Annotated in this window: 30 protein-coding genes; 3 read left to right on the top strand and 27 right to left on the bottom strand. The window is 35.5% G+C overall.

Going from position 1 to position 24,411, the window contains the following annotated elements:
- Positions 1–90: 90 nt before the first annotated feature.
- From MHB65_RS03870 to MHB65_RS03825, 10 genes are all read right to left on the bottom strand, one after another.
- Complete coding sequence (locus tag MHB65_RS03870; protein ID WP_342442552.1) at positions 91–588, bottom strand: HK97 family phage prohead protease; 498 nt, start codon at positions 586–588, stop codon at positions 91–93.
- Positions 585–1,496, bottom strand: a complete 912-nt coding sequence (locus MHB65_RS03865) for a hypothetical protein (protein ID WP_342442551.1) — start codon at positions 1,494–1,496, stop codon at positions 585–587. The genes MHB65_RS03870 and MHB65_RS03865 overlap by 4 nt, the downstream gene beginning before the upstream one ends.
- A 59-nt stretch (positions 1,497–1,555) precedes the next feature.
- Positions 1,556–1,690: a hypothetical protein gene (locus tag MHB65_RS03860; protein ID WP_342442550.1), complete on the bottom strand. Its 135-nt coding sequence runs from the start codon at positions 1,688–1,690 to the stop codon at positions 1,556–1,558.
- Positions 1,691–1,987: 297 nt separating this feature from the next.
- Positions 1,988–2,137 carry a hypothetical protein gene (locus MHB65_RS03855; protein WP_342442549.1) on the bottom strand — a complete coding sequence of 50 codons (150 nt, stop codon included), beginning with the start codon at positions 2,135–2,137 and terminating at the stop codon, positions 1,988–1,990.
- Positions 2,138–2,186: 49 nt separating this feature from the next.
- Positions 2,187–2,702, bottom strand: a complete 516-nt coding sequence (locus tag MHB65_RS03850) for a hypothetical protein (protein WP_342442548.1) — start codon at positions 2,700–2,702, stop codon at positions 2,187–2,189.
- Positions 2,703–2,718: 16 nt separating this feature from the next.
- Positions 2,719–3,108 carry a hypothetical protein gene (locus MHB65_RS03845; RefSeq protein WP_342442547.1) on the bottom strand — a complete coding sequence of 130 codons (390 nt, stop codon included), beginning with the start codon at positions 3,106–3,108 and terminating at the stop codon, positions 2,719–2,721.
- A gap of 39 nt (positions 3,109–3,147) precedes the next feature.
- Positions 3,148–4,017 carry a hypothetical protein gene (locus MHB65_RS03840; protein ID WP_342442546.1) on the bottom strand — a complete coding sequence of 290 codons (870 nt, stop codon included), beginning with the start codon at positions 4,015–4,017 and terminating at the stop codon, positions 3,148–3,150.
- 53 nt (positions 4,018–4,070) lie between these two features.
- Positions 4,071–4,469, bottom strand: coding sequence for a hypothetical protein (locus tag MHB65_RS03835; RefSeq protein WP_342442545.1), 399 nt, complete (start codon positions 4,467–4,469; stop codon positions 4,071–4,073).
- A gap of 77 nt (positions 4,470–4,546) precedes the next feature.
- Positions 4,547–4,816 (bottom strand): hypothetical protein, encoded by a 270-nt coding sequence (locus MHB65_RS03830; RefSeq protein WP_342442544.1) that lies wholly within the window; start codon positions 4,814–4,816, stop codon positions 4,547–4,549.
- 38 nt (positions 4,817–4,854) lie between these two features.
- On the bottom strand, positions 4,855–5,055 hold the full coding sequence (locus MHB65_RS03825) for a helix-turn-helix domain-containing protein (protein ID WP_342442543.1): 201 nt from the start codon (positions 5,053–5,055) through the stop codon (positions 4,855–4,857).
- A gap of 125 nt (positions 5,056–5,180) precedes the next feature.
- On the opposite strand from MHB65_RS03825, the gene MHB65_RS03820 reads away from it, so the two are divergent.
- Both MHB65_RS03820 and MHB65_RS03815 read left to right on the top strand, forming a co-directional pair.
- Complete coding sequence (locus MHB65_RS03820) at positions 5,181–5,696, top strand: helix-turn-helix transcriptional regulator (RefSeq protein ID WP_342442542.1); 516 nt, start codon at positions 5,181–5,183, stop codon at positions 5,694–5,696.
- A 56-nt stretch (positions 5,697–5,752) separates the two neighbouring features.
- Positions 5,753–6,949, top strand: a complete 1,197-nt coding sequence (locus MHB65_RS03815) for a tyrosine-type recombinase/integrase (RefSeq protein WP_342442541.1) — start codon at positions 5,753–5,755, stop codon at positions 6,947–6,949.
- A gap of 88 nt (positions 6,950–7,037) precedes the next feature.
- Here the strand turns inward: MHB65_RS03815 and MHB65_RS03810 are convergent, their stop codons facing one another.
- The 10 genes from MHB65_RS03810 to MHB65_RS03765 all read right to left on the bottom strand — a co-directional run bounded on the left by MHB65_RS03810 (position 7,038) and on the right by MHB65_RS03765 (position 16,880).
- The gene (locus MHB65_RS03810) at positions 7,038–7,979 is read right to left on the bottom strand and encodes an NAD-dependent epimerase/dehydratase family protein (RefSeq protein WP_205441490.1); all 942 of its coding nucleotides are present in this window, start codon (positions 7,977–7,979) and stop codon (positions 7,038–7,040) included.
- A gap of 186 nt (positions 7,980–8,165) precedes the next feature.
- The gene (locus MHB65_RS03805; RefSeq protein WP_205441488.1) at positions 8,166–8,693 is read right to left on the bottom strand and encodes a YceI family protein; all 528 of its coding nucleotides are present in this window, start codon (positions 8,691–8,693) and stop codon (positions 8,166–8,168) included.
- Between the two features lie 268 nt (positions 8,694–8,961).
- On the bottom strand, positions 8,962–9,744 hold the full coding sequence (gene srtB / locus MHB65_RS03800; protein WP_342442540.1) for a class B sortase: 783 nt from the start codon (positions 9,742–9,744) through the stop codon (positions 8,962–8,964).
- A 12-nt stretch (positions 9,745–9,756) separates the two neighbouring features.
- The gene (locus MHB65_RS03795; RefSeq protein ID WP_342442539.1) at positions 9,757–10,527 is read right to left on the bottom strand and encodes an ABC transporter ATP-binding protein; all 771 of its coding nucleotides are present in this window, start codon (positions 10,525–10,527) and stop codon (positions 9,757–9,759) included.
- A 5-nt stretch (positions 10,528–10,532) separates the two neighbouring features.
- Entirely contained in the window at positions 10,533–11,498 is a 966-nt protein-coding gene (locus tag MHB65_RS03790; protein WP_342442538.1) for an iron ABC transporter permease, read from the bottom strand.
- A gap of 97 nt (positions 11,499–11,595) precedes the next feature.
- Positions 11,596–12,504: a heme ABC transporter substrate-binding protein IsdE gene (gene isdE / locus MHB65_RS03785; RefSeq protein ID WP_342442537.1), complete on the bottom strand. Its 909-nt coding sequence runs from the start codon at positions 12,502–12,504 to the stop codon at positions 11,596–11,598.
- A 15-nt stretch (positions 12,505–12,519) separates the two neighbouring features.
- The gene (locus MHB65_RS03780; protein ID WP_342442536.1) at positions 12,520–13,800 is read right to left on the bottom strand and encodes an NEAT domain-containing protein; all 1,281 of its coding nucleotides are present in this window, start codon (positions 13,798–13,800) and stop codon (positions 12,520–12,522) included.
- A gap of 82 nt (positions 13,801–13,882) precedes the next feature.
- The gene (locus tag MHB65_RS03775) at positions 13,883–15,322 is read right to left on the bottom strand and encodes an NEAT domain-containing protein (RefSeq protein ID WP_205441472.1); all 1,440 of its coding nucleotides are present in this window, start codon (positions 15,320–15,322) and stop codon (positions 13,883–13,885) included.
- A complete protein-coding gene (gene isdC, locus MHB65_RS03770) occupies positions 15,323–15,934 on the bottom strand; it encodes a heme uptake protein IsdC (protein ID WP_342442535.1) in 612 nt (203 codons plus the stop codon).
- Positions 15,935–16,307: 373 nt separating this feature from the next.
- Positions 16,308–16,880, bottom strand: a complete 573-nt coding sequence (locus MHB65_RS03765) for a manganese efflux pump (protein WP_205441455.1) — start codon at positions 16,878–16,880, stop codon at positions 16,308–16,310.
- Positions 16,881–17,106: 226 nt separating this feature from the next.
- Here MHB65_RS03765 and MHB65_RS03760 point away from each other — a divergent pair, with 226 nt between their 5' ends.
- A complete protein-coding gene (locus tag MHB65_RS03760) occupies positions 17,107–17,973 on the top strand; it encodes a glycine betaine ABC transporter substrate-binding protein (protein ID WP_342442534.1) in 867 nt (288 codons plus the stop codon).
- A 294-nt stretch (positions 17,974–18,267) separates the two neighbouring features.
- Here the strand turns inward: MHB65_RS03760 and MHB65_RS03755 are convergent, their stop codons facing one another.
- The 7 genes from MHB65_RS03755 to MHB65_RS03725 form a co-directional block, all read right to left on the bottom strand.
- Positions 18,268–18,435, bottom strand: coding sequence for a hypothetical protein (locus MHB65_RS03755; protein WP_342442533.1), 168 nt, complete (start codon positions 18,433–18,435; stop codon positions 18,268–18,270).
- An 86-nt stretch (positions 18,436–18,521) separates the two neighbouring features.
- On the bottom strand, positions 18,522–19,274 hold the full coding sequence (locus MHB65_RS03750) for an ATP-binding cassette domain-containing protein (RefSeq protein ID WP_342442532.1): 753 nt from the start codon (positions 19,272–19,274) through the stop codon (positions 18,522–18,524).
- Positions 19,271–20,335 (bottom strand): iron chelate uptake ABC transporter family permease subunit, encoded by a 1,065-nt coding sequence (locus tag MHB65_RS03745; protein ID WP_342442531.1) that lies wholly within the window; start codon positions 20,333–20,335, stop codon positions 19,271–19,273. Before MHB65_RS03745 ends, MHB65_RS03750 begins: the two co-directional genes overlap by 4 nt.
- The gene (locus MHB65_RS03740) at positions 20,332–21,348 is read right to left on the bottom strand and encodes an iron chelate uptake ABC transporter family permease subunit (RefSeq protein ID WP_342442530.1); all 1,017 of its coding nucleotides are present in this window, start codon (positions 21,346–21,348) and stop codon (positions 20,332–20,334) included. Before MHB65_RS03740 ends, MHB65_RS03745 begins: the two co-directional genes overlap by 4 nt.
- Before the next feature lie 19 nt (positions 21,349–21,367).
- Positions 21,368–22,396, bottom strand: a complete 1,029-nt coding sequence (locus tag MHB65_RS03735; protein WP_342442529.1) for a siderophore ABC transporter substrate-binding protein — start codon at positions 22,394–22,396, stop codon at positions 21,368–21,370.
- Between the two features lie 379 nt (positions 22,397–22,775).
- On the bottom strand, positions 22,776–23,453 hold the full coding sequence (locus MHB65_RS03730) for a response regulator transcription factor (protein ID WP_342442528.1): 678 nt from the start codon (positions 23,451–23,453) through the stop codon (positions 22,776–22,778).
- Positions 23,454–23,775: 322 nt separating this feature from the next.
- A complete protein-coding gene (locus tag MHB65_RS03725; RefSeq protein WP_342442527.1) occupies positions 23,776–24,372 on the bottom strand; it encodes an ABC transporter ATP-binding protein in 597 nt (198 codons plus the stop codon).
- Between the last annotated feature and the right edge of the window lie 39 nt (positions 24,373–24,411).

The raw sequence follows: 24,411 nt of genomic DNA, 5'->3' as shown, positions 1-24,411 counted from the left end.
ACTTTCGTGATCTCTTTTTTATTAATTTTCAAGTACATGCTAATTTTCAACAGAAAATTCCAATAAAAAACACCTACCGAAGTAAGTGTTCTATCCACTCAACACCTTATCAATTTTAGAAATTAACTCTAACAGTCTATTATTGCATCCGACTCGTACACTAGATGTTTTATAAGCTGGATTCTCTACTATACTTATTTCTACTAAATCTGCACGTTGTATTAACCTAAACTTTTTACTTCCTCTTTTTGTCTCTTTATATTCTGCATTTTTAAATCCCACTGAAACATGACTTAATTGTCCATCCCTTACTAAGTTGTATAAGAGACGATTTTCATGGTTGTTTTCTAATTCAATACGAAATGACAAACCTTTTTCATCTTCGAATAATGTAAGTTGTCCAGCTTCTGCACTAGCAAAATCTAGGGAACTCAAGTGAGAATATCGAACCGTTTGATTCCGCTTTTTTATAGAGTCTACAAAGGCACCTGGTAGAAACTGTTCGTAAAATCTTCCTTGGTCATCATGGATACACGCTCGTTCATTCCAACAAAGCGCGTATCCACTAATAACTAAAGGTTTTGTCATGGCCGTTTCATAACCTCATTTGTGATTTGACCGTGAAAATCAATAATTCGTTCAATATGGCCTTCTCTAATACGTGGATCAAATTCCAGTGTTACAGGAATGGTAAATCTTTTACTTGGTTGGTTCGGATAAGATGGATTTTGTGAAGCAGCTGCTACCTTCTGATACTCGCTATCAATGATGTTTTTAATTTCATTACTAAAATGACTTGCTGAACGCTTTATCTCGCCATACTGTTTCAAAAGGTCGAAATATTGCTTTTGTGCAGTTAATACTTTCTCAGCCATTTCATCGAGCTTACTTTTTGAAGTGTTTAATACTAACTCCATTTCAGTTGAGATTTTCGATACATCATACAGTTCAATTGATTCAACAGCTTGCAAATTCTTAATTTCAGTTTCTTCATTGGATATTTCACGTTGTAATTTCTCAATTTTCCTTGCACATTCTTCTGTAGAAAGTTTGTTAAAGAATCGTTTAGGATTAAGTAAACTATAGCTATTATTTAATTGAATCCCTTCCAATTGTTTAATTTCTTCCTGAAGCTTTTTAATTGCTTTCTTCTTTTTTTCTATTAAAGCTGGCTTATCATCCACTAACATTAGTAACTCAGCAAATGAAGGTACCATTTTTAAAAGGTCTTTGCTTTTAGATTGCAATAACAATTCTGCTTTACTTAATTGTGGTCTTTTTGGACCGTCAGCCGTAAACATTCCATTTTTAAGTAGTGACAGTGCTGTTGTAAAGGCATGTGTTTTCTCCATATATTCCTTTTGTGCCTGTTGGCGCATATTCTCATTCTTGTGTTGTATTAATTTACTAGAGGCATAGTATTCTTCTTCAATCTTTAAAAATGCTTCTCGATCTCTTTTAGGTAATTTATCGACTAATGCTTTATATTCAATCATCCTTATTTCATCTCCTTGAAATTGGAGCGTGTGCACAACCATACACGCTCATTGTTGGGTTATTTCTTCAACACTTTATTAATCTTAATAATTAGTGCATGTCGCTTTTCATAAAGCTCTTTTTCGCGTTTAAACGTTTCAATAGTAGCTGCACGTGACTCAGTAAACTTTGAAGCATATTCAATTCGATTCATAACTTTCACCTCCTTTCAGGACTTTGTCACAACGGAACACTGTGACAAGTGTGACAAAATGGTACACCTCTCTAAGTAGCATGAAATCAGGATTTTACTTTGCTCACTGCCTTTGTCACACTTAAAAATTTTTCAAAAATTAATTTGAGGCGCGCAATTACATGCTCATACGGTCTACAGAAAAATGGCCAAAATTATAATTTGGTAGGGGGGGCTATCGCCCAAGTGTGACAAAAAATAAAAGCCCAATAACATACACATCACTGTGCTGCTACTGGACTTCATGAGTCTCTATGATTATTTAACTTTGAATTGATTGATAGTCTTGCAACCTGATCGTGTGCATTGTACTTCTAAGTCACATTGGATATGTACAGCACCAGCTTCATATTCACGTGAAGCTTTTAATAATAGCTTTCCGCATTTTGTGCATCTTAGTTCTTTCATAAGTTCACCTCACTATCTTTTAAGTATTGAGAGAATCATGCGTGTGTAACTATTTCATTTTTTCATCACGCCTATAACGTTCACCAATTAATGTTAGATTGTTTATCACCGCTTTCCTTAAGGTTTCATAAACCACCTTCTGAGACTGCTCAAAATAGCTTATAAACAACTTTCTATCTTCTACACTAATTAGTTCACATATCTCCTTGAAACGCTTGTATTGAAGCCGTATACGTTCTAAACGTTTCTTATATGATGCTTTCTCGTCAATAATCATAAATGACAGAATATCCGCCCTACTCGAAAGAGATTGATCGTTATCATACATAGACACGCCATAACTAAATTCATACAGCTGAGCAAAGTGTGCTGCTTGTCTTTTCTCCAAATAGTTTGCTAGTTTGTTGGCCTGAGCATCCATCCACAATGAATACATATACTCCCTAACTTTATGTTCTAGTTCTGAAACAAAATTATCTGAATTACTTTCAATTGCATAAGGTGTGTTAGCTGTAATAAGCGCTAATTGTTCACCGAAAGCTTCCGAAATAATAGTTTGATTCATGCAGCACAACCTCCTTTCAACTAAACCTAGCAGGATAGTTTGTTAGAATTAAATGTTCAATTTCCACACCTGTATCAAGATTTAAAAACAATGAAATCTTTATCATAGCTGTATCTCTAATCTTTGTGTAAGTCATTGAACTTATTGGTGGATCAAACTTTAAATTGTAGACATGATAATCTGTCAAGTATTCGCTATTAGCTGACAAATACCTTGCTTCAATTAGAAAACGTTCTGGTGTTGGTAATCTCTCAATAGCACGTTCAATCTTTTGATGAAAGGCAACATTATCATTATCTGAATTCTCTGCTGCTAATTTGGAAATTCGATATCGTGCCAATTCTTTTACAACAGCTTTACGAATTTTTACTTTCTCTGCTCTTGTTAAGTGTTTTAATAGTTCCATTGATATCATCCTCGCTTCTTACTTTTGATAATCTATATTTCAATCACTCCAATCAAAATTATCTGGATCATTCCCATCTTGTAACCAACGCTGGAACTCTATTTCTTTATCTCTCGGATCATATTGAGGCTTTTGCTTTGGTTGAGAAAGCTTTTTATCAGCATTCATTTTTATAGCCAGTTCCATAAATCTCTCACGAAGCTTTTTGGCTGATAGTACATTTGTTTTCCAAAATGAATCTTCTGTTACCCAATCCATGACTTGTTTAGCCTGGTGCTTATCAACTTGATCTATTTCAATAAGCTTTCGCATATCATCAGCCCAAGATTGCATGTTGGACTTTTTAATCAAATGAGATATTCCAGCTTCATTTGCAACCACAGAAACTTTCTCATGAAAGTAGATTGCCATTTTGTAATAGGTACTGTCCTCGTCATATTTTTTTTGACGAGTAGTATTTATATCTTTTATATCTTTTATATCTTTATTACATCCCTCAAATCTGAGGGTTCTCTCCATCAAATTTGAGGGTTCTCTCTCTAAATCTGAGGGTTCTCTACTTACAGAACTGTCATTTTTGAGGGTTCTATTTTTATGGAATTTCTTTGAGTTTTTCACTTTAAAAATATTTCCATAGGGTGTTCGCTTTGTGGTTATATATCCTTGTTTTTTTAATGTTGAAATATTCCGTTCAACTTTCGCCAGACTGTAACCTAACGATTCGGACAATTCAATATTTTTAACAGGTCTACCGCCAAGGACAATGCCGATAGTTTCATCATTCTCAACAATTTCTTTTGTAACTTTAGATATTAACCACAAAAACTCCCATAAAGCGGAACCAATTTTTTCGACATGTTCTGGCTCGAGTAGACCCGTGAAAACTGGAAAAAAGAAATTATCAGACATCGTCACCACCACCTTGTCAATGCCTATATTGCTTAAACTGTTCAGGTGCTCTTTTATTCATCATTTTCTAATTCAAGCTGCAAAAATGCTTGTGTAGCTTGCTCATGAGTTATGAACCCTTGCTTAAGGGCAAACATTACTTTACTTATTTTTAGGTTTTTTTCCGTTAAAACTGCTAGTTTGTTTCCTTGAGGGTCTAGCTTCACCCTAACTTGAGCACCTTCATAAATTGACGAACCGTGATTCCATATCTGACTTGAATCGTGTTCAACAATTTTATTTAATATATCTTTAATAGTAATAGTCTTGTATTGGTCATCCTCCTTTACTTCGATAAGATCACCTTCTACTAAATCCATGTACGAATAACGGCCATGGACTTTGTGCACTAAGGAAACAATATCCACTCCAAAATACACAGTTATACGTCCAATTAAATATTCTTCATTCATTTTTCTCGCCACCTTTAATTTCACTCGTGTTAAAATCACTTATTCCTATACACACGCTTCGCCCAAGCATATTTTAATTACCATTCACTTGTAATCTCACTTATTACTTCAAAAGCCTGTCTCGCTGGCCACCAGCGTTTACGATTTTTCTTGACCTCAATGGCTCGCATACGAACATCACATACAAGTTCACTTTCTAAAAATCTTTGTGACATGTTCGTTAGTTCTGCCATTTTGTTTAGATCGATCCACCACAATACTTCTCTTATTTCTTCATCAAGCCGCTTTTCGATATACTGCCGAATGGCTTGCTTATCAAGATTTATTTCAATATTCGCTGGTAACATTTATTTTCACCCTCACCATTCTTTGTATTTCTTAGTTTTTAACTAAAAAAAATATCCTCAATTGTTATTTTAGAATTTTTTCGACTAAACACTTCATAAAACAATTTCATTTCTTTGTCTTTAAAAGCACTAATTCCCTTCTCTTTATTTCTATACGTAACCTCAGAGATATTCAAGTATCTAGCCATTTCTCCCTGTGTCAAACCTAACATTTTTCTATAGCCTACTATTTTATTCATTCTCTCACCCCTTATTTTTCTTTGTATTTCTTAGTTTAAAATAAACTTCCTAAAAACACAATAAATTCTTTGTATTTCTTAGAAAATTAATTTATCATTAAAAAAAACAATTAAAGGAGATTAAAATGGAGCAATCATATGACTTGAAAGAAGTTGGAAAAAGAATACGAAAAATACGAATTTCTTTAGGTTTAAGCATGGAAGAATTCGCTAAAAAAATTGACGAGAAAGCAAAAAGCGGAACGGTTAGTAATTGGGAAACGGGAAAAAATTTGCCTAATAATGAACGCTTAAAAAAGATTGCTGACTTAGGGAATATAAATGTTGAATATCTTTTAAGTGGGAATCCTTTTGATAATTTATCTATAGAGGAGCAGAATAAATTCATTGAGAGTCAGGTTGAATCATATTTACTAGCTGAATTCAAAGAAAAACATTATCCCCAATTAGAAAGCTTTTTGGAGGTACCTGGGAATTTTTATGTAAATCAATATAAGTTAAATAGTGAAGATAAAAAGTTATTATATAATGTTGCAATGGCTTTATTTGGTGATAGAGAAAAAAACTATCCTTCTGACGAACAAATAAAAAAAGAACATGAAGAAGTTCTCCATCATATAGCTCAGCAACGAAAAAGTTAAATAATTATTCACACTCACCTATTCCTGTACACACGCTTCGCCCAAGCATGAAAGGAATGGACAAGGTGAAACTATATAAATCAGCAAAAGAACCTGAAATATATCACTATTTCAATGCAAATAAAGAAAAACTGTGGATGTATCGACATAAGTATTATGATGCTGCTAATAAACGGAGAGAAAAGAAGAAAAGTGGCTTTAAAACAGAAAAAGCAGCATTGAAAGCCCTGTTGGAAGTTAAGGCTCAAACGCTGCGCGGTGAAACAAAGTATATTGAAAATGATAACCTAACTGTTGGCCAATGGCTAGATATTTGGTACGAAACGAACCATAAAAAGTGGAAGGTCAATACCCGTCTTCAAAGAGAAGCTGCCATTCGCCTTCACTTAACACCTATTTTAGGCCATTATAAACTTCAAAAGCTTGATAAAATTACTTATGAACGCGAATTTATCAATAAACTAGATGGACAGTTTAACCAAAGCTCCATTCGATTGTGGCATACAATTTTCAAAATAGCTATGAATGCAGCTGTGGAGAATGAATTAATTTCACGTAATCGCATTACAAAAATATCTTTTGCTACAGTAGAAGAAGAAAAACAGGAATTGAATTATCTCACTCCTGACCAACTAGTTACATTCCTAGATGACGCAAAACAAAATGAAAGCATCACTAGCTACAGTTTTTTGTTGACTATCTCCTATACTGGTATTCGTAAAGGTGAAGCTATGGGTTTGCAATGGAGAAATATCGACTTTGTTAATAATACAATTAAAATTGAACGTACCCGCGATGATCGAGGAGCTCGCTCACCAAAAACGAAAAATAGCTATAGAACAATTTTAGTTGATCCTGTAGTTATAAAACAATTAAAGACATATCAAAAATGGTGTAAACAAAAATTGTTATCGTATGGGAAAAAGCTAAACGAAAATGACGAAACATATGTATTTATTTCTGAATATACCGCTGAACCTGTTCTAGCTGGACAATCAAAAAGAATTGTCGACAGAATTACTAAAAGAACATCGCTTCCTAAAATAACTGTACATGGTTTACGTCATACACACTGTACCGTTTTGTTGAATCGAGGAGTAAATGTGAAGGTAATAGCTGAAAGATTGGGTAACACTGCTGATATGGTTTATAAGGTGTATGGCCATGTATTAAAAGAAATGGAAACTGAATCTGTATTGTTATTTAGTCAAAGTTTACAAACAATTGGGGCCAAAGGTGGGGCTAATCAATAGAAAAACGGGCTAGAAACATTGATACAATAGGGTTTCTAGCCCATGCAACATATTACTCAATGTAATATGCCCACATACTTTATTGCCTTTATCCACTATTTTGTTGAATTTCTGCTAACTTTTCATTTTGTAGCGCATGCAATGTACGTTCGATTCCTTCTGCAAATGAAGTTTTGGGCTTCCAACCAATGGCATTGGCTAATTTGTCATTATTTAAAAACGAGTGTTCAATATCTCCTTCTCGTGCTGGGGCATATTGAATTTCAAGTGGATGATTTAAATGTTGGAGCAGTAAGATGACTTGGTGAATAGACCAAGCCTCATTGGTGGATACATTATACGTACCTTGTAAACGTGCAGATACACCTGCGTAAATAGCATCTGCAATATCATCAACATAAATGAAATCACGCGTTTGTTCACCATCACCATAAATCGTAAAAGGTTTACCTGCCATACTGCTTTTTAACATACTTGGAATCACAGCTGCTTCACCTTGCATTTGCTGTCTTGGACCGAAAACATTGGCAAATCTATAAATGAGAACGGGCAAACGATAATCTTTTTGCCATTTCTCACAGTAGGTTTCGCCAATGCTCTTATTTAATCCGTACATAGATATTGGTTCACAGACATCTGATTCTTCTAATGGAGGATAGTGACTATCTCCATAAACAGCTGCTGAGGAGGCAAAGACAAAGTGCTGTACCTTATACTTGGATGATAAAAAAAGCATTTGGCTGAGCCCAACTATATTGGTCAAAATATCCTTTACTGGCTCCTGGATAGACTGTTGCACGCTCGTTTGCGCTGCACAATGGACGACCACATCAAAGTTTATTTCCTTAAAAAGATGCTCGCAAACCTCATCCTCAACATTTAACAGATAGGATTTATGCTCAAAGTCAACATTCCGTAAATGCCCCGTACTTAAATTATCAATAATATAAACCGTTGCACCTTCTTCAAAAAAACGCCTACCTACTGCACTGCCAATAAAACCATAGCCACCTGTCACTAATACATTCATCCTATCGCCCCCAAAAACAATATGATGATTTATATGCAGTAATTACTAAAAATATGCAAGAAACTTATTTGTTGGTAATTTTTCACAAATTCTTTTTACAAGATTGCTTCATTAACAAGTATCTATCTTGGGCTATATAAAAAGCATGCTTGAAGATTACTTCAAACATGCCCTAGCTATCTATTTTTAAGCTGGATTAATTTCTAATTCAACCGTTACTTTAATATCTTTCCCAACAAGAACGCCACCAGTTTCTAATGCTGCGTTCCAAGTTAGGCCAAAGTCTTCACGATTAATTGTTGTTTCAGCTTCAAAGCCATATACTTCTTGACCCCATGGATTTGTGCCTTTTCCATTAAATTCTGTATCAAACGTTACTGATTTTGTAACGTCTTTAATTGTTAAATCACCAGTTACTGCATATTCATCGCCTGCTTTTTTAGCAATGTTTGTAGATTTAAACGTAATCGTTGGATATTTTTCTGCATCAAAGAAATCTGCTGCTTTTAAATGATTATCGCGGTCTTCACTACGTGTATTAATGCTCGCTGGATCAATTGTAAAACTAATAGTAGCAGTTGTTAAATCTGCAAGATCTGCTGCCTCAATATCTGCTGAGTAACTGTCAAATACACCTTTAACTTTTGATACCATCATGTGCTTTACTTGAAAGTTAATTGCTGAGTGTCCTAAATCAATGTTCCATTTTGCCATTATAAATTCCTCCAATTGGTTGATTTTATCTCGATTTCGAGATATATTTTAAAATATGAAGCAACTACAGTTTTTATGTTACCCAAAATTGGTTAGGGTAAACATTTGTAGTTACTTATTTGTTTACATCTTAGCTTATAAAAAGTTTTAATTACTTTCTGTAACCTACTATATATTAATAATTTAGTTACGTCAAGTAATTAAAATAAATTTTTTATACATAAAAAGGATGTCCGAGTCATCGGTACATCCCTTTCTATTCTTTCCCTCAACGTTTTACTAATTTGCCTTGCACGACAAAGCGATGATCATCACTCATGACAGCATCCTTACATGTAGATAAAGTAAGGATTTTATCGTCTGGACTTATATCAACATCCATCTGAATAGCAGACCGCTCCTGTATTTCCTCCAAAAATTGTTGATAAGCCTCCCTGCCAGTAAAGTCAGTCTCAATATAATAGAAATCAATCGTTGTCTCATATGCAGCAAAAACCTCAATATCATAGCCCTCATATAAGGTATCAAGGTATAGGATTGGATGTTCATCTGCATAGTCTTGCTTTAAGTAATTTTTAAGACTTCCAAACATTGTATTATTCTTCATAGCATGTCCATACAAAACCGTGTTTTTGTCCATTTCCAGTATATTATTTCGATAATCCATGAACACACTCCCGGCCCGACTCTCCTGATCTTTATAGTTATGATTTAAATAAAAGTCATTGTTATCAGCTTGTAATATTGGATTATTAAGTTTTGTCCCATCCACTGAAATCCACCCAACAATATGAGAATTGATCGCTAATAAATCATGAAACTGTGGTCTTATAGGTAACGTGGATACATCATCTGTCGTTTGATTTTCCGTCATTTGATCTGCTGGCTGTTCTTTAATAGCTGTCAATGTGGCTTGATAAATGGCTTGTACTTCCTTTAACGATTTTGATGTTTCATAATACGTATAGAGGTACTTAGCAAGTGAAAAAGCCGAAAATAAAAATATTGCTAAATATACAAGTGTTAACAACTTTGATGCCTTTTTTTTCATCCGATCACCATCTTATATCCCCATTGGCATCATATAATAGCCAAGCTGTTTATCTTCATTAAATATCGCGTCAACTCCATAGACTTCTTTAATCACTTCTTTTGTAATAACATCACGTGGAGCACCCTCTGCGAAAATTTGACCTTCCTTCATCAAAATAATATGGTCACTATAGCGAATGGCTTGGTTAATATCATGAAGCACCATAATAATCGTTAAACCATGCTGCTCGTTTAATGTTTTCACCAGTTCTAACAATTCAATTTGATAGTAAATATCCAAATAGGTTGTGGGTTCATCTAAACACAATATTTCTGATTGTTGTGCTAACGCCATCGCAATCCATACACGCTGCCTTTCCCCACCAGATAATGCCTCTAAATTGGTTGTGCCTTTATGTTGTAAATTTGTACAGGCAAGTGCCCATTCAATTGCTTTCGTATCTTCATCGTGATTTTTTTTCAGCATTGTTTGATGAGGTAAACGACCGAATCCTACTAATTTTTCTATTGTTAAATCTTTTGGTATATCATTTTGCTGATACACGATGGCCAGTTTTTTAGCAAATTCCTTTGGCTTATAGTGCAGTAAATCTTTATTTTCTAACGATACAGTCCCTGCTTTAGGTGAATGAAGGCGAGAAATGACACTTAATAATGTTGATTTCCCACAGCCATTCGGACCAATGATAGTCGTAATTTTACCTTTGACAATTGTTGTTGAAACACCATTTAAATGGTTACGTGTATTATCATGCGAAACAATGATGTCTTGTATATCCATGTTCGTCACTCTTTTCGTAATAGGAATATTAAGAATGGGCCACCGATTATTGCCATAATTGTGGAGGCTGGAATTTCAATAGGTGCAACAATTGTACGGCCAATCGTATCTGCCAGTAAAATTAATAGTGCACCTGCTAATGCTGTGAATGGAATGAGCACGACATGATCATGCCCAACCAATCTTCGAGCAATGTGAGGTACTAGGAGACCCACAAACGAAATGACGCCTGCCACCACAACTGATACAGCTGCTAATAAAACAGCGACAGCTGCAATGAGTAACCGCGCACGAGCTACTTGAAACCCTAAACTTTTAACTGTTTTGTCTTGCAGTACTAGCAAATTACACCAGCTATATAAAGCAAATGCACCAATCAATCCAATTGTCCCATATGTCACAATTGTAGAGACATCTTTCCATGTACGCATCGTTAAATTAGAGCCAATCACACTGGATGCTGATGTATTTAGAGAACCACCCAAGCTAATAAGTGCCTCTGTTAATCCTGTAAACATAGCGTTAATGGCAATACCCACTAAAATTAGTTTAAGCGGACTCAGGCCAGATTTCCAGGAGAGCGCAAATACAAGCGAACAAGCCAATGCACCACCCATAAATGCTAAGACGGGTGTCATAAAAAATAATGTAGGGAAAAAGGCAATGATAGAAAGCTGTACAAATGCTGCACCAGAAGATATTCCGATTACCCCAGCATCAGCCAATGGATTACGCATTACGGACTGTAAAAGCACCCCAGATACTGAAAGTGCCGCACCTGCAAATAATGCTACAATGATGCGTGGGAAACGTAAATCTCGAATTGCCTCCATTTGACTATTTCCTTCTTCAAATAATGCTCCTATAAATTCAAAAAAGCCCATTTTAATGCTACCTGTTGTGGCTGAATAAACGACTGTCACAAGTAATAAAACAATTACAATTAAAAAACTGACGATTCTTTTTGTCATATTGGACTTCCTTTTTCTATGTTTAAATTCTATAAAGATAAGAAAAACGCTCTATGATAAGTACAAATACTGATCATACGAGCGACAATTCTAATTACTATTTACGATAGAAGATTTCCATCAGTTGTCCTAAAGCTTGTGGTACTTGTAAGGAGGCTGTCGTCCCGAATAATTCTTCCTCTAAATCATAGACTTTTCCGTTTTTCACTGCATCAAAATGTTTCCAAATATCATTTGTTTTAAATTCCTCATCGAACATTTTCACAACTTCATCTGGCATACCATGTGATAAACGTAAAATAATATCAGGATTACTGTTATGTAGATACTCTGTATTGGAAGATAAATATTCAGCGTCCTGACCTTCCATTACATTGATTCCCCCTGCTCGCTTAACAAGATCACCTGCGTAGGAATTTTCAGTTGCCACTAAATAGCTCCCTGGAATACCAAGTAAGATTAAAACACGAGGGCCTTCTTTATTTGCCGCAACACTTTGTACCGCTTCAATATTTTTCTGTAGATCCTGTACTAGGCCCTCAACTTGTGTTACACGATTATAGCGTTCACCAAGTGTTGTGATTTCCGTAAACATGGCATCCACACTTTGAAAATTTAAAAAGTCGACAGGGATATTCAATTGTTTAAACTTATCCTGCAAATCGTATTCTAATGTCGATACAGATAATACTTCTGTCGGATTTAATGATTTCACAATTTCCATATCAGGCTCCATTGCATTGCCGATAGTCGGTAGACCTTCAAAACGTTTTGCTAATTGCTTTTCCGTTTCTGGTACAGCGATCGCATCCAAATCCAGCTTATCTAGAATATCTGCCACCACAACTGTTCCAGCAATGATACGTTGCTCACTCTCTTCTGTTCCTTGTTCTTCTTCAGCAACCGTTTTCTCCTTCACTGCTGGCTTGTCACTGCCACTACAAGCTGCAAGAAGCAGAGATAGTAATGTCAACAACAGTAGCCCTATTTTCCAATCCTTTTTCATTGTGTCATCTCCCACTTATTTTTGCTTCACTCTGTCATTTTTTATTTTTTTAAGACGTCGAATGAGTAGCCAGCCTGATACTAGGCAAATAACGATAAGCAATATAATTTTCACTATATTTAACGGTTCAATCTGCTGGGGTGTCGTAGAAGTATTCATTACCTTTTCAGTTGTGGCTTCATCTTTTATGTCTTCCTCTGGTTCATCTTCTTCCCCTTTATCCACTGATTCATCAAGTGTCCGATCAAATGCTAATTTTTCATCCAGTGGCACAACGAGCATCGTCTGGGAAGTTGGTTCTTCTGATTTAGCAGAGTTTGTTTCCTCCACAATAGTGGCTTGTATAGATGGTTTTTTCACTTGTTCTTTCACTACTCGATTCGCCGCTTTATCACTGACAACGGGTTTAGAAGCTGTTACTTTAGAGGGCTTATCTAAAACCTTTGCAACTTGTGTTTCATCAAATACTAACTGAACAAAATATTGATGGTGATAAGAAATGTCAAGAATATCGATCTTTACCCACATTCGTAATGCTTGTGCTAAATCTTCAACCTCAAATTCCACAATCCGTACATTATCTAAAAGTGAAAGCTGTTTAGGTTCAACTTGCTCCCCTTTATAATCTACCTTTAGCCCTGTGACCCAAGCTGATTGTAAAATCGTCATTTGCGCATAGTATCTACCATCTTTTTCAATCACTTTTGCCACAGGCTTTACATAACTATTCATAATAGAAGGTTCTTGTTTACCATCTACCATTAAAACATAATTTAAAGCCCATTCCTGACCCGTTATTTCCTCAGCATCTATTTCCTCCACTACTTCTTTATCGTCTTCACCTTGCGAAATATTTGGTGATAATGTCTGCATGTTTAGGTGAAGCTCTTGGGAAAACGAGGCATATTGTTCTTCTGTTGCAAGCTCTACACTGCCATTGATGATAATTGGTTGTTGTAACGCTAAAACATCAAACTGAACTAAATTTTCTATTTTATCCAATGTGAAAGAAAGATCATGGCCTAGCTGTTCGATATGTATATCGCTGATAGGACTTAGCTCTTCAAGAGCCATTGTTAATTGATAGTGCTCATTCTTAACTGAGAGCATTGCTACATCTTTAAAAAGGCTTCCTTCAAAGCCTTCGATAGGAGAAAAACTTAGTTCAACTTGATAACTACCATCTGCGATAGCAGAATCCTCAGCTTTTGCTTGTAGAAAAAGGGACGGAGAAAAAAAGAACAATATAATTGAAAAAATAACCACTAGGCAAAGGTTACTTCTCTTTTGTGTCATTACATGCTAGCCTCCCATTTCTTTAAAAGCACAGGAACTTCCTTCCCCATAAATGTGAGAAAGGAAGTTGCTGTTAAGATCATTATTTATTCAAGTATTGCAATGAGCCATTTAAAATTTTCGCCATATGTGAACGTTTTAATGGGCTATTCGCATCGATAACAGTTTTACCATCTGCAGTAGGTGAACCAGTCATGACTTTACCTGCATACAGAAGTGCAAAGGCTTTTTTCGCTTCTTCATCTTTCACTTTTGCTCCATCAGCATAGTAAGTAAGACTTGGGTCACCAAAGTTCATTTCTTTACCTGCTACATGTGTTACTGTACGATAGATCATTACAGCCGCTTGTTGACGAGTTAATGTATCATTCGGATTAAAGTTCGTTGCTTTTTTAACAATTCCTGCTTCAGCTAATGCATTAATTGCTTGTACTGCTTCAGCGCTAAGTTTACCTGTATCTTTAAACCCAGCATCTTTTGTAGAAGTTACGTTCAATGCACGTGCCACCATTAAAGCAAATTGAGAACGTGTAATATTGTCGTTTGGTTTGAAGTAGTCTTGACCTTTAACAATTCCTAAACTGTAAAGTGATAAGATTGCTTCTTTATTTGCATCTTTACTAATATCTTTAAATGGATTTACAACTGGTTTTACTGCACCTTCGACAGCAAAGCTAAATTGTACTGTATGATTTGAATCATATTTCACACCTTGTGCTGGCTCATCAACAACGATGTGTAATTGAGCATTCACAAGTTTCTTTAAATCTGCTACTTCAAATGAGTATGTGCGTGCATTTGTAGCATCGTCTTGTTTCACTAAAGTTGCTTCTTTGCCCTCTACAGTGAAACCTTTTACATATTGCCCTTGAGGGAATGTCATTGTCACGATGTTTTTACCGTCTTTAGCAGAAATGCCTACTTTTGGTGCAATATATTGTTTCATGATCGATTCTTCTGTTGTACCATTTTTATAAACAGTGACAGCTACTTCGTTCACTTTAACTTCTTCTTTTACTTCTTCTTTAACATCTTCTTTCACTGCTTTTAAATCAAATTCATACCATTTGTCCATATTTGCAGAAGGAACGACTACATGGATTTTTGCTGATTTAACTTCATCAACAACCACAGGGAAACTGTATGTAATTGTGCCGTCGCTATTTTTCACTTCAGTTGCATCTACATATTTATCGCCCTGCTTTGTTTGTAGACCCGCAATCATTGGTGCCGATTTTGCTGTAACCGTTAAAGTTGCTTCAAATTTCCCGTCTTTTTCAACGATTGAACCCTGTGGTACTAGATGAGAACTAATAGCAGGCTGATCTTCTGTTGTACCAGGTTTGAAGATTTTGAAATTGATAACTGATGCCGTTTTGTCAGCTTTCGTTGCTTCTGCTTTTACTTCTGTATTTGTTGTTACTACCTCTGCTGCAGATGCAAAGGATGGAACTGAAAGAGATGCAGCTAGCAATGAAGCTAGTACTATTTTAGTTGCGCGAGATTGACGTTTTTTAGCCATTTATTGACCCTCCGTTTTTGTTTGTAGTTTTTTTCTATAAAGTAAAAATGCTGACCCCACTAAAGCTACAATTAATAGGTAAGGTGTTGCATCACCTGTTTGTGGATTCGACACTTGACTTTCTGTAGTAGAAGCTGTGGACGCTTTGGATTCATTTGACGTTGTTTGTTGAGTCGAAGCTGTAGAGCTAGCAGTCGATACGGCATCAAATACAAGCGACACGCTATATTCATGGTGATAATTAATATCATCAATATCAATTTTCATGGATGTTACTACTGGTTGGGATAAATCTTTAACCGTGAATTGTACAGTACGTGTGTCTGCCGCTTTATCTTCACTGACAACAGTTGCGCCACCAGGCGGTTGAAATTTTGTAATCCATGCACTGTTTTTTAGGGTAATTTGCACAGTAGCTGTGCCATTTTTCACCGTTACGTTTGCCGGTTTTACAAAATAGTCGTTTGCAATAGATGCAGAGTTACTATCAGGTTTATTGACCTGATACTTTATCGAATGTGTGCCATCAGCCAGTTGAGCAGATGCTTGTGTCAGCCCTAAGTTAACAACGACAATACTAACAAGCATGATCAACATGAGCATTTTCTTCATGTGTTGCACGCCTCCTTTAGTCATAGTAAAACATCATAATTGAAAAAATATTCGTATGAAAGCACTTCCACCTAAACGAAAATTATTCTCAATTACGATTCTACTCCCAAGAATAATCGCTGATACCAGTGTATGTCAACTGTTTAACCAAATTAGTCCTCAATATGTCAAATTTTCCTCCTAATAAAAAGAATATAACCAAAATATGGTTACATTCTAAGGGTGATGTATTCATTTAATGCACAAGAAATATTTTTTCAATACTTACTAATGGTTACCCATTCTCTTAATTAAAGATTTTGTTAGCAGCATAGATATTGTTTATAATCTGTAAAATATGGTGATTGACCATCACTTTTATACGTTTTAGATGTTATTTTGCAAAAACCTCAAAAATACCAATCATAATTAGTAGCCATCCTGATATTGCTGTAGAGTGCTTGCCAATATACGTTTTTGATAGTAAAGAGCCACATCTACTTCCCACCCCAACTGTGATAAACGAAAACACGCCGATGGAAATGACCGTCCAAAGGGCAGAGATGCCATTTGCACCTATTGCAATACCCCCTGCTAAACAGTTCGCTGATAATACGAAACCAAGTGCCATTGCCTCACGCGTTGAAATCACTAAATTTTTATCTTCATCAAATAATTCAGGATTGCCAGCTATCCGTTTATTAGAAAAATTATTGGACATTAACGTCCATACACCAATGACACACAATAGTAAACTTCCTAATAAATTGGCAGTATGCGGTGAAATATACTCAACAACTGTGCTACCTGCTGTTACTGCGACATATGTGACAATCATTGACATAACAGCAATCACGGCATTCGATAAAATTGGAATTTTAACTTGTTTGACACCATAAGCTAAGCCGATCCCCAAGTTATCTAAATTCGCAGCGATTCCTATTAGAATAATTGTAATCCAATGCATACTAAGCCTCCTCGCACCCCAGTCTCCATTTTCACCTATCATATGTCATCAATAGAAAAATTTATGGGCAGCCCGATATAGACTGCACGGCCAATCCCATGATTCCCGTAATGATTTGCACAGCATCCATTTGACAAAAGTAACAACTTGTTTTTAAAATAAAGTTGTTACTTATTTATTTTTTAATTTTTACAATAATTCAAGAGTTGATGGAGAGGGGAAATTTATGAGATATCTAAGATTATGGAAAATTGGTTTCGCTTTAGCCTGCCTACTAGTTTTATCTGCATGTGGTTCAGCAAGTGAGGGTACGCAGAATAATAATAGAAATGAAATCAATTTAGCCTATGTTGAATGGGATACTGAGGTTGCTTCTACACATGTAGTAGGACAAGTATTAGAGGATTTAGGATATAAGGTAACATTGACACCTTTAGACAATGGGATCATGTGGGAGGCACTTGCAAACGGAGAGGTTGACGGTATGGTATCTGCCTGGTTACCGCAAACACATGCCCCACAAGTAGAGAAATACAAAGATAAAATAGAGAATTTAGGTGAAAATCTAACTGGTGCTAAGATTGGTTTAGTCGTTCCAAGTTATATGGATGTCGATTCTATTGAAGATTTAACAAACCAAGCTAATCAAACAATTACAGGAATTGAACCAGGAGCTAATATGATGGCTACGACAGAAAATGCCTATAAGGAATATAAAAATCTGGAAGGTTGGCATGTATTGACCTCGTCTGCCGGTGCAATGACCGCAGCCCTTAGCCAAGCCATCTCCAATAATGAAGAAATCATCATCACAGGTTGGTCACCACACTGGATCTTTAACGCCTATGATTTAAAGTATTTAGATGACCCGAAAGGTTTATATGGGACGGAAGAATATATTGGCACTTTTGCCCGTAATGGCTTGAAAGAGGATGCCCCTGAAGCCTATCGTGTCCTTGATCGTTTCCACTGGACTGCTGAAGACATAGAAAGTGTGATGTTTGATATTATGGAAGGTATGAGTGCCACGGAGGCTGCTAAAAAATGGATTGATAACAATCAAGATAAAGTAGCCGAATGGACGAAAGATTAAAAGTATAATGACTAAAAAAAATCCATTTACTAATGTCTAGTAAATGGATTTCATAATGTAGACAGCTACATTCTATTATAGAATGAACCATCTGAAATTTTTAACGTTCCCAAAAAATGAGGGGGGTTTCAGGAGCGTAATCATGAACTAGCAAACTTCTGGAGAAAAGTAGCTAAAGTTCATCCTCTCTACACTGTATTGTAGTCGAGGAATATTCTTTATATGATAATGATAATCATTATCATTTATTTTGTCAACATATAAATAAACTTTTTTTTCGTAGCATTCTCCCACTTAACTTAAGACGCCTTCGCTGTATGATAAAGAGGTTGAAATCCCTTTTTCATTTGTAAAGCCAATCTCGCAGTCTAAAAGACTACCAAACATTATGGCAATGGCATTTGAAAAAGCCGCCGCCTGTAAAATACAAACAGCAACTTCAACTATAGTAGCTGTTATCATCTGTGCAAGCTACAATAAATAATTTAATTGTCTATTAATTTTTATGACAGCTTTTTTTCGGAATGCTTTTTTCAAAAAAATTTAAGCTAATAAACAGCGATTGGCCCATAAGGTCCTTCGATAATTTCTATTTTTGTTTCAAAAATATCTGTCAAAATTTTTGAGTCCATAACCTCTTCTACTGTCCCAAAAGCAGCAATTTGTCCATCTTTCATAGCACAAATTCTATCAGAATATTTGGCTGCAAAATTTATATCATGCATAACAGTCAGAATTGTTCTTCCAAATTCATTGGCCGCGCGTCTCAAATGCTCCATCATTTGAACAGAACGAGCAACATCAAGGTTATTCAAAGGCTCGTCTAAAAGTACATATTCAGTTTCTTGGCATAAAACCATCGCTACATATGCCCTTTGTCTTTGGCCACCAGAAAGCTCATCTAAATATCGATTTTCTAAATCCGTTAAATCTAAGAAATCGATATATTTAGAAATAATCATCTCATCCTCTTTAGTTAATCTTCCCTTTGAATAAGGAAAGCGTCCAAATCCAACTAGTTGTCTAATCGTAAGCCTAGTGACAAAATGATTTTCTTGTCGCAATATAGTTAAAATTTTTGCTAAGTCTTTTGATTTGGATTCAGAAATATTCATATTTGCTACCTGAATTTGACCTTCTTCCATATCCAAAAGTCTTCCAATCATCAAAAGTGTCGTAGACTTTCCGGCACCATTTGGTCCAATTAATGAAGTAAAACCAGCTTTTGGTATTTCAATATCCAAAGGTCCAATTTTCACCTTATCAGTATAGAACTTTTTAACATTATCAATTTTTATCATAAAGCCCTCTTCCTTAAAATCACAGTTAAAAATATGATTCCACCAAATAATTCAATAATAACTGAAACTACACCTTGAGCATGGAATACATGATACATCAAAAAGTATGCACTCGTTATGATCAAAAAGCCTATAGCAAGAGCCATTGGAAAAATATATCGATGATCATAAGTCGATGCTGCCTGATAGCTTAGAGTGGCTACTAAAAAGCCATAGAAAGTAAGTGGTCCAATCAAAGCCGTTGAAATGGACATTAAAATGGCAACTAATACAAGTGTATAAATGACACTAGGTTGATATTTAACTCCAAAAGTAGTAGCAACATCCTTGCCTAATGATAATATATTCAAATTCTTAGAATGAGCAAGAAGTAATATCGCTACAATGATTACCATAGGAATGACAATAGGAAAATAGGCAGAATCCGCATTATTAACAGAACCAAACAATCTCGCCTGTAAAATATCAAACTCTGAAGGCGCAAGTAGTCTTCTCATGAAAGTTGACACAGAATTTAGCCCAGTCCCTATAATAATGCCAACTAAAAGCATCAATTGTAAATTTCCATATTTACCGGAAAGCAACCATCCATACAAAATCAAACTCATCAAGACCATAACAACAACCTGAAATAAAAATGATCCAATACCACTAAAATTTATTAATGCACTAGCACCAAAGAAAAAGATTGTACTAGTATGAATTGTTGAATAAAGTGATTCGAAGCCTAACAGCGAAGGCGTTATAATCCTATTATTTGTAATCGATTGAAAAGCAACAGTCGACAGGCTCTGACAAACTGCAGCAATAATCATGGCGACAAGGGCTACTATTCGTCTCATTACAACAGGAATAAATGAAGGCGAATCTATTGGAACCGGATTGTTATACACTAAAAGTCCATATGAAGAAAGGATGCCTAAAGCAATCAATGTTATCAGTATAATCCAATAGCGTCTTTCCTCCTTCTTAGTACGAAAAGCCCTAGCTGATCTATTTTCATTCTGAAGGCTAGCATCGATTTCGACATTATCTTTATTTCTATATTCGAATGTGGTCATCGTAGCCTCCTCGGTTTTCTTTGTCTCAATAAAATCGTTATAAATACGACCGATCCTACTGTTCCAAGTATTAAAGAAACAGGTACTTCAAAAGGCATAATAATTGTACGGGAAATGATGTCACAGGCAGTTATAGTCCCCATTCCAATCAAACATACCCAAGGTAAATTACTTCTAAGATCATCGCCTCTAAACATTGACACAATGTTTGGAACAATTAACCCCAAGAAAGGTAAGTTTCCAATAACAGCTGCAACAATTCCAACTGCAAAAGAAATAAGGGCTGTCCCCAAAAGAACAATCCTATTGTAATTAACGCCAAGGCTTGTTGCGACATCTTCACCTAGTCCAGCTAAGGTTAATCTATTTGCATAAATAAAAATAAGCAAAGTAACGATCACAATTAGCCATAAATATTCATATCTTCCCACCTGAACGGCCGCAAAAGAACCTACAAACCAAGTTTCAATGCTCTGCGTCATTTGAAAAAGAAGTCCCATAAAAGTGGACACTGCAGAAATGACTGCTCCAAGCATTAATCCAATAATTGGAACAATTAAAGACGAACGAAGCTTAACTCTTCTTAAAAATAAAAAGAAAATCATCGTTCCTATAAAAGAAAAAATGATTGCACCAGTCATTCTTTGAACTAAAGTTGGGGAAGGAAATAATAAATAAACTAGGAGCAGTCCTAATCCTGACCATTCAATAGTCCCCGTTGTAGTAGGTTCAACAAAGCGATTCTGTGTAATCAGTTGCATGACGAGTCCCGCCATTGACATTGCAGCTCCTGTAAGCATCAATGCAGCTGTTCTAGGAACACGAGTTATGAAAAACATCTCCATTCCATCCTCTTGTCCACGTATATCATAAACTCCAGTAAACAGTGATATAATGCCTAAAATAATAACAACTATAATCGCTAATATAAAAGGTTTTGTACATATCTTATTATGGTTATAAAACTGGGGTTGAGAAAAATTCTCAACCCTAGAAATTATATTTTTTGGCACTATTTCATACTCCTTTACACTACTTAGCTAAAGTATTTGCAAGATTTTCAAATAACTCTATATAAGTCTGAATTGATTCATTCGTGTAAGTATCTGCCGGTGCATAAATAATCTGTTCTTTAGAAACAGCCGTTGTTTTTTGGAGAGCAGGTGCGTTAGCAATAACATCCTGGGCAGGCGCTGATGTTGCTGCATCAGATGTTGCTGCATCACGGTCTAATACGAACAACCAATCCGGATTACTTTGTGCAATTGCTTCAACAGAAACTTCATCACCTTTATGATCAGTCGTAGAATCAGCAACTTCTAGTGCTGGAGCCCAACCGAAAATTTCATACATTGGTCCCCACACACGTCCAGAATGTGGAGCTGCAAAACCAATATCCCCACCAGAAACAATAACACTCATCACTTTATCTGTTCCATTATAAGCAGATTTTGCATTTTCGATTACTTTATCAAAATCAGCTACCACTTGTTTCGCTTCTTCATTTTTATCGAAAATTTGTCCTAAAGCAATTGTAGAATTTTTAAGTCCATTTACTAAGTTTTCACCAGGCGTTGCAGTTTCCTCAGAAACATCAACATTCAGATCAATAACAGCTGCATTTGGCACTAATTTTTTGATATCTTCATAAAAGCCAGCAAACCTTTGACCAATAATTACTAGCTCAGGGTTTGCAGCTGCGATAATTTCAAGATTTGGTTCGCGGTGATTTCCAATATTTTGAACTGAATCGTCCTTTACATATGGTGAATCCGCAGGCATTACATCCTTTGGAACAGCTACTAGTTCAATATTCCAATCAGCTAACGTTTCAAAAGTTCTATTATCCAAAGCAACTACATTCTTTGGGTTTACAGGAACAGTAACAGTTCCATGGGCATCAGTGATTTCAACCGTCGTAGGCTTAGCAACCTCTTCACTTCCGTTATCTTTAGGCGTTGACTCTTCGTTCGTTTTATTACTTGAATCTGAACAAGCTACTAGCATCAAAGTCAAAACTGCCAAAATACCAACAAATTTTAAAAACATAGATTTCTTCATACATATACTCCTTATACTGTAATTTATTTTGAAAATGATGACCTCTATAGATTGAGTTGGATTGTAGTTGCTTGCCATCCTAATCGCTATTGATAATCATTTTCATTTGTTCGTCCTGTGGAATAGTATAGTGATTAATTATGTGAAAATCTTGTGAAGGATATAAATTAATAAATAAAGTTACATCAAGCATAAATTGGATACAAAAAAGGAAAATATGTTTCTGCCTCTTCAATACCTTCAAAAAACTGTTTGCTTACTCGATTTAATAGAACAAAAAAAAGAGCAAAACGGTTGAAACTGTTTTACTCGTTTATTTCGATTATGTTTAATATTGCTTACTGTGACAAACTGCACGATACCTATTATCTTCTTGTTACTATTCAATCATTGAATAACCTCTACCATGGATTGTTTGAATATATCGATCTTTCTTCTCGCATTTTAGCTTTTTCCTTAAATACCCAATATATAAATCCACTACATTTGGATTGACAGCTAAGTCATATCCCCAAACCTGATTCAATAGCACTTCACGGCTCAATATTTTATTTTTATTTTTGATTAAAAATACTAGTAAATCATACTCGCGCTTAGTAAGCGGGAGATTTTCGCCACCTTTTGCCACAATATTGCATGATGCATCAACGAAGATATCCTTAAACCGATAGAAATCAGTCTCGTTTGTCTGGATAACGTCCCCTCTTCTTAGAATAACTTTTATCCTTGCTACTAATTCTTCTTTTACAAACGGTTTTCTTATATAATCATCTGCGCCTGCTTGCAATCCGGCTATGCAATCCTTGCTAGACACATTATCGGTAACAATAATGATCGGTGTCGTTTTAACAGCCCGTATTTGTCTGCAAATTTCGGGTCCAGATATACTTAACGAATCCCAATCCAATACGATAATATCCCAATCTTGCTCATATACTATATTTAAACCTTTATTTTCATTGTGAAGTGTTAAAATGAAATAGCCTTCTTGCTTTAGCCCGCTTACAATTTTTTTTGCCAAAGACCTTTCATTCTTAATTACCAACACCTGCTTCACTTATGATTCACCTCTACTTCATTACATAAATAATCTATTACAAAAAAATATTGGATTTATCAATCTTAAATTTCTCAAAAAACTATTATAACAAATTCATAGGATAGATTTATTTACAATACATATGTAAAAATACTAAATATAAATTAGTCCCCTCACGGTAAAGCCATTATAATTATTGTATATCCTTCTTCATAATTTTTACAGTAATATAAACATAAATTTCAATTAGAAAAATCATCTCACCTTTTAATATCTATAGGCGTGAGATGATTTTATTCAAACTTTATTATAAAAAATTACTCTTTTTATAAAGCTACAATTACCATGTTTCGTCATCTTTTATTTGTATGGCACGATCACATATTTCCTTTATATCGGCTTGATCATGAGAAACAAGCAAACAAGTAATATTTGTCTTGTGTAAAATTTGTTTAAGTTCCCTGCGAATAGATGACTTCAAATGAGCATCTAAGCTGCTAAACGGTTCATCCATCAGAAGTACTGAAGGTTTTGGGGCAAGAGCTCTTGCCATTGCAACTCTCTGTTGCTGACCGCCACTTAGTTCATGAGGATAGCGGTTTGCATATTCCTTCATCTGCACTAGCTCTAACATCTCTTCCAGACGTATGTGACGTACTGATTTCTTTAATTTATGGAGACCAAAAACGATATTCTCAGCAATCGTCATGTTCGGAAATAAAGCATAATCTTGAAAAATCATACCAATCCCACGTTTTTCAGGATTGACGAAAGTATGACTATCTACTATTATGCGACCATCAATAGAGATTTTTCCATTCTCAGGAATTTCAAGTCCTGCTATCACTCTAAGGAGCGTACTCTTCCCACTTCCACTTGCTCCCAAAACACCGACAATCTCGCCTTGGGATACAGTGAATGATAACTCATTAATCACTGCTGGCTGGCCTCCATTGAAACGGAAAGTTAAATGTTC

The sequence above is a fragment of the Lysinibacillus sp. FSL K6-0075 genome, assembly GCF_038592945.1.
GTDB classification, from domain to species: domain Bacteria; phylum Bacillota; class Bacilli; order Bacillales_A; family Planococcaceae; genus Lysinibacillus; species Lysinibacillus fusiformis_F.
This window is presented reverse-complemented; position numbering and strand designations above follow the sequence as displayed.

Bases quoted from the DNA above. Each gene is read 5' to 3' on its own strand.
- MHB65_RS03790 (WP_342442538.1), bottom strand. From the start codon at position 11,498: ATGACAAAAAGAATCGTCAGTTTTTTAATTGTAATTGTTTTATTACTT.
- isdE (WP_342442537.1), bottom strand. From the start codon at position 12,504: ATGAAAAAGGATTGGAAAATAGGGCTACTGTTGTTGACATTACTATCT.
- MHB65_RS03870 (WP_342442552.1), bottom strand. From the start codon at position 588: ATGACAAAACCTTTAGTTATTAGTGGATACGCGCTTTGTTGGAATGAA.
- MHB65_RS03735 (WP_342442529.1), bottom strand. From the start codon at position 22,396: ATGAAGAAATCTATGTTTTTAAAATTTGTTGGTATTTTGGCAGTTTTG.
- MHB65_RS03745 (WP_342442531.1), bottom strand. From the start codon at position 20,335: ATGACCACATTCGAATATAGAAATAAAGATAATGTCGAAATCGATGCT.
- MHB65_RS03820 (WP_342442542.1), top strand. From the start codon at position 5,181: ATGGAGCAATCATATGACTTGAAAGAAGTTGGAAAAAGAATACGAAAA.
- MHB65_RS03865 (WP_342442551.1), bottom strand. From the start codon at position 1,496: ATGATTGAATATAAAGCATTAGTCGATAAATTACCTAAAAGAGATCGA.
- MHB65_RS03755 (WP_342442533.1), bottom strand. From the start codon at position 18,435: ATGATAACAGCTACTATAGTTGAAGTTGCTGTTTGTATTTTACAGGCG.
- MHB65_RS03845 (WP_342442547.1), bottom strand. From the start codon at position 3,108: ATGGAACTATTAAAACACTTAACAAGAGCAGAGAAAGTAAAAATTCGT.
- MHB65_RS03795 (WP_342442539.1), bottom strand. From the start codon at position 10,527: ATGGATATACAAGACATCATTGTTTCGCATGATAATACACGTAACCAT.
- isdC (WP_342442535.1), bottom strand. From the start codon at position 15,934: ATGAAGAAAATGCTCATGTTGATCATGCTTGTTAGTATTGTCGTTGTT.
- MHB65_RS03855 (WP_342442549.1), bottom strand. From the start codon at position 2,137: ATGAAAGAACTAAGATGCACAAAATGCGGAAAGCTATTATTAAAAGCT.
- MHB65_RS03850 (WP_342442548.1), bottom strand. From the start codon at position 2,702: ATGAATCAAACTATTATTTCGGAAGCTTTCGGTGAACAATTAGCGCTT.
- MHB65_RS03775 (WP_205441472.1), bottom strand. From the start codon at position 15,322: ATGGCTAAAAAACGTCAATCTCGCGCAACTAAAATAGTACTAGCTTCA.
- MHB65_RS03860 (WP_342442550.1), bottom strand. From the start codon at position 1,690: ATGAATCGAATTGAATATGCTTCAAAGTTTACTGAGTCACGTGCAGCT.
- MHB65_RS03780 (WP_342442536.1), bottom strand. From the start codon at position 13,800: ATGACACAAAAGAGAAGTAACCTTTGCCTAGTGGTTATTTTTTCAATT.
- srtB (WP_342442540.1), bottom strand. From the start codon at position 9,744: ATGAAAAAAAAGGCATCAAAGTTGTTAACACTTGTATATTTAGCAATA.
- MHB65_RS03810 (WP_205441490.1), bottom strand. From the start codon at position 7,979: ATGAATGTATTAGTGACAGGTGGCTATGGTTTTATTGGCAGTGCAGTA.
- MHB65_RS03840 (WP_342442546.1), bottom strand. From the start codon at position 4,017: ATGTCTGATAATTTCTTTTTTCCAGTTTTCACGGGTCTACTCGAGCCA.
- MHB65_RS03825 (WP_342442543.1), bottom strand. From the start codon at position 5,055: ATGAATAAAATAGTAGGCTATAGAAAAATGTTAGGTTTGACACAGGGA.
- MHB65_RS03765 (WP_205441455.1), bottom strand. From the start codon at position 16,880: ATGCATTGGATTACAATTATTCTAATAGGAATCGCTGCGAATTTAGAT.
- MHB65_RS03835 (WP_342442545.1), bottom strand. From the start codon at position 4,469: ATGAATGAAGAATATTTAATTGGACGTATAACTGTGTATTTTGGAGTG.
- MHB65_RS03760 (WP_342442534.1), top strand. From the start codon at position 17,107: ATGAGATATCTAAGATTATGGAAAATTGGTTTCGCTTTAGCCTGCCTA.
- MHB65_RS03750 (WP_342442532.1), bottom strand. From the start codon at position 19,274: ATGATAAAAATTGATAATGTTAAAAAGTTCTATACTGATAAGGTGAAA.
- MHB65_RS03830 (WP_342442544.1), bottom strand. From the start codon at position 4,816: ATGTTACCAGCGAATATTGAAATAAATCTTGATAAGCAAGCCATTCGG.
- MHB65_RS03815 (WP_342442541.1), top strand. From the start codon at position 5,753: ATGGACAAGGTGAAACTATATAAATCAGCAAAAGAACCTGAAATATAT.
- MHB65_RS03805 (WP_205441488.1), bottom strand. From the start codon at position 8,693: ATGGCAAAATGGAACATTGATTTAGGACACTCAGCAATTAACTTTCAA.